This window comes from Stakelama marina, assembly GCF_018122655.1.
Lineage (GTDB): Bacteria > Pseudomonadota > Alphaproteobacteria > Sphingomonadales > Sphingomonadaceae > Sphingomonas > Sphingomonas marina.
In genome coordinates this window covers 572501-575616 of record NZ_JAGRQC010000003.1, presented here as the reverse complement: position 1 = coordinate 575616, position 3116 = coordinate 572501, and the positions used below count along the sequence as shown (strand labels likewise).

Sequence of the window (3116 nt, the reverse complement as noted above, 5' to 3'; positions counted from 1 at the left end):
CCTCAACGACGACGGTCGGACAGTACATGCCGCCCGCGATCAGCGCGACGCGGCGTAGCCCAGACAAACAAAAAGGCCGCCATCCCGAAGGATAGCGGCCTTTTTTAAAGCTGGTTGCGGGGGCTGGATTTGAACCAGCGACCTTCAGGTTATGAGCCTGACGAGCTACCGGACTGCTCCACCCCGCGGCAAATATGTGAATGGGTTTTTCCGTTTCACTTTCGCGACACACCGGCTGCAATGCCTGGCGACGACCTACTCTTCCACTGCTTAAGCAATAGTACCATCGGCGCTGTCTGGTTTCACGTCCGAGTTCGGGATGGGATCGGGTGGGGCACAGACGCTATGATCACCAAGCAATGAAGCCGGTGTATCGGTCACGAAACGGGGTTCAAATCGATATCAAGGCTTAATCATCCACATCGTGGACAGCCCAAGGCTGTCGTTGATGGTGGGACTCTTCAAGCGCGAATAGGACAATTAGTATCGGTTAGCTTCACGCGTTACCGCGCTTCCACACCCGATCTATCAAGGTCATGGTCTTTGACCGTCCTGTGAAATCTTATCTCGAGGGAGGCTTCCCGCTTAGATGCTTTCAGCGGTTATCCCGTCCATACATAGCTACCCTGCTGCACCGTTGGCACGATGACAGGTACACCAGAGGTATGTTCAACCCGGTCCTCTCGTACTAGGGTCAACTCCTCTCAAATTTCGACGCCCACGGCAGATAGGGACCAAACTGTCTCGCGACGTTCTGAACCCAGCTCACGTACCACTTTAATTGGCGAACAGCCAAACCCTTGGGACCTGCTCCAGCCCCAGGATGTGATGAGCCGACATCGAGGTGCCAAACAACCCCGTCGATATGAGCTCTTGGGGGTTATCAGCCTGTTATCCCCGGCGTACCTTTTATCCGTTGAGCGATGGCCCTTCCACGAGGGACCACCGGATCACTATGACCGACTTTCGTCTCTGCTCGACTTGTCAGTCTCGCAGTCAGGCTGGCTTATGCCATTGCACTCTAAAAGACGGTTTCCAACCGTCCTGAGCCAACCATCGCGCGCCTCCGTTACTCTTTAGGAGGCGACCGCCCCAGTCAAACTACCCGCCACAGAGGGTCCCAGATCCAGTTTCATGGATCGTGGTTAGACATTAAAAAACAACAGGGTGGTATTTCACCTATGGCTCCACGTCAGCTGGCGCCAACGTTTCAAAGCCTCCCACCTATGCTACACAGTTATTTTCCAATGCCACTCTGAAGCTGCAGTAAAGGTGCACGGGGTCTTTCCGTCTAACCGCGGGTACTCCGCATCTTCACGGAGAATTCAATTTCGCTGAGCATGTCCTGGAGACAGTGGGGAAGTCGTTACGCCATTCGTGCAGGTCGGAACTTACCCGACAAGGAATTTCGCTACCTTAGGACCGTTATAGTTACGGCCGCCGTTTACCGGGGCTTCAATTCGGAGCTTGCACTCCTCCTCTTAACCTTCCGGCACCGGGCAGGCGTCAGACCCTATACGTCGTCTTGAAGCCGACTTAGCAGAGCCCTGTGTTTTTGCTAAACAGTCGCTACCCCCTGGCCTGTGCCCCCACACACTGCTTGCGCAATGCATGGGCCTCCTTCTTCCGAAGGTACGGAGGCAATTTGCCGAGTTCCTTCAGGACACTTCTCTCAAGCGCCTTGGTATACTCTACCTGACCACCTGTGTCGGTTTCGGGTACGGTCTATACGGAGGGGCTATTTCCTGGAACACCTTCGCAGCCAGTTCAATCCGATAAGGACTGACCACTTACGGCATTCGTCACACACCTCCAGGTCACGGAATATTAACCGTGTTCCCATCGACTACCCCCTTCGGGCTCGTCTTAGGGGCCGACTCACCCTGCGCGGATTAGCCTTGCGCAGGAACCCTTGGTCTTTCGGCGAGAGGGCATCTCACCCTCTTTATCGCTACTCATGTCTGCATTCGCACTTCCGATACCTCCATGGTCGGTTACCCTTCCACTTCGCAGGCTTACGGAACGCTCCGCTACCGCGTGTAGTAAACTACACACCCTAAGCTTCGGTGCACGTCTTGAGCCCCGTTACATCTTCGCCGCAGGATCTCTTATTTAGACCAGTGAGCTGTTACGCTTTCTTTAAAGGATGGCTGCTTCTAAGCCAACCTCCTGGTTGTTTTGGAAATCCCACATGCTTTCCCACTTAGACGTGACTTGGGGACCTTAGCTGTAGGTAAGGGCTGTTTCCCTTTTGACGACGGACCTTAGCACCCGCCGTCTGTCTCCCGGATAGTACTCCTGGGTATTCGGAGTTTGGTTAGGTTTGGTACAGCTCGCGCCGCCCTAGCCCATCCAGTGCTCTACCCCCCAGGGTATTCGTCCGAGGCTCTACCTCAATAGATTTCGCGGAGAACCAGCTATTTCCCGGCTTGATTGGCCTTTCACCCCTAAACACAACTCATCCAACAATTTTTCAACATTGATTGGTTCGGTCCTCCAGTGAGTGTTACCTCACCTTCAACCTGGTCATGCCTAGATCGCCGGGTTTCGGGTCTAATGCATCAAACTCAGTCGCCCTATTCAGACTCGCTTTCGCTGCGCCTACACCTAACGGCTTAAGCTTGCTTGATACATTAAGTCACAGACCCATTATGCAAGAGGTACGCGGTCACCATTCAAGATGGCTCCCACTGCTTGTAAGCATTCGGTTTCAGGTACTGTTTCACTCCCCTCATCGGGGTGCTTTTCACCTTTCCCTCACGGTACTAGTTCGCTATCGGTCATGTACGAGTATTTAGGCTTGGAGGGTGGTCCCCCCATGTTCAGACAGGATTTCACGTGTCCCGCCCTACTCGAGTCCTGACATCTCACTTTCGCATACGGGGCTGTCACCCGCTATGGCCACACTTTCCAGAGTGTTCTGCTAGTTGAATGTCAGGCACTGGCCTGGTCCGCGTTCGCTCGCCACTACTAACGGAATCTCGGTTGATGTCTTTTCCTCCGGGTACTGAGATGTTTCAGTTCTCCGGGTTCGCTTCACCAAAGCTATGAATTCACTTCGGTGATACCTTTTCCAATTAACTCCGTACCCGATCGCTCGAGTGCGAAATTAATTG

At 53.7% G+C, this 3116-nt stretch carries 1 tRNA gene and 2 rRNA genes (1 of these 3 cut by a window edge); all 3 read right to left on the bottom strand.

Annotated features, from left to right (window positions below):
• Window positions 1–111: 111 nt before the first annotated feature.
• Window positions 112–188 (bottom strand) — tRNA-Met (locus J7S20_RS12620).
• A gap of 54 nt (window positions 189–242) precedes the next feature.
• Window positions 243–357, bottom strand: a 5S ribosomal RNA gene (gene rrf, locus J7S20_RS12615).
• A 103-nt stretch (window positions 358–460) separates the two neighbouring features.
• Window positions 461–3116, bottom strand: a 23S ribosomal RNA gene (locus J7S20_RS12610); it runs 137 nt beyond the window's last position.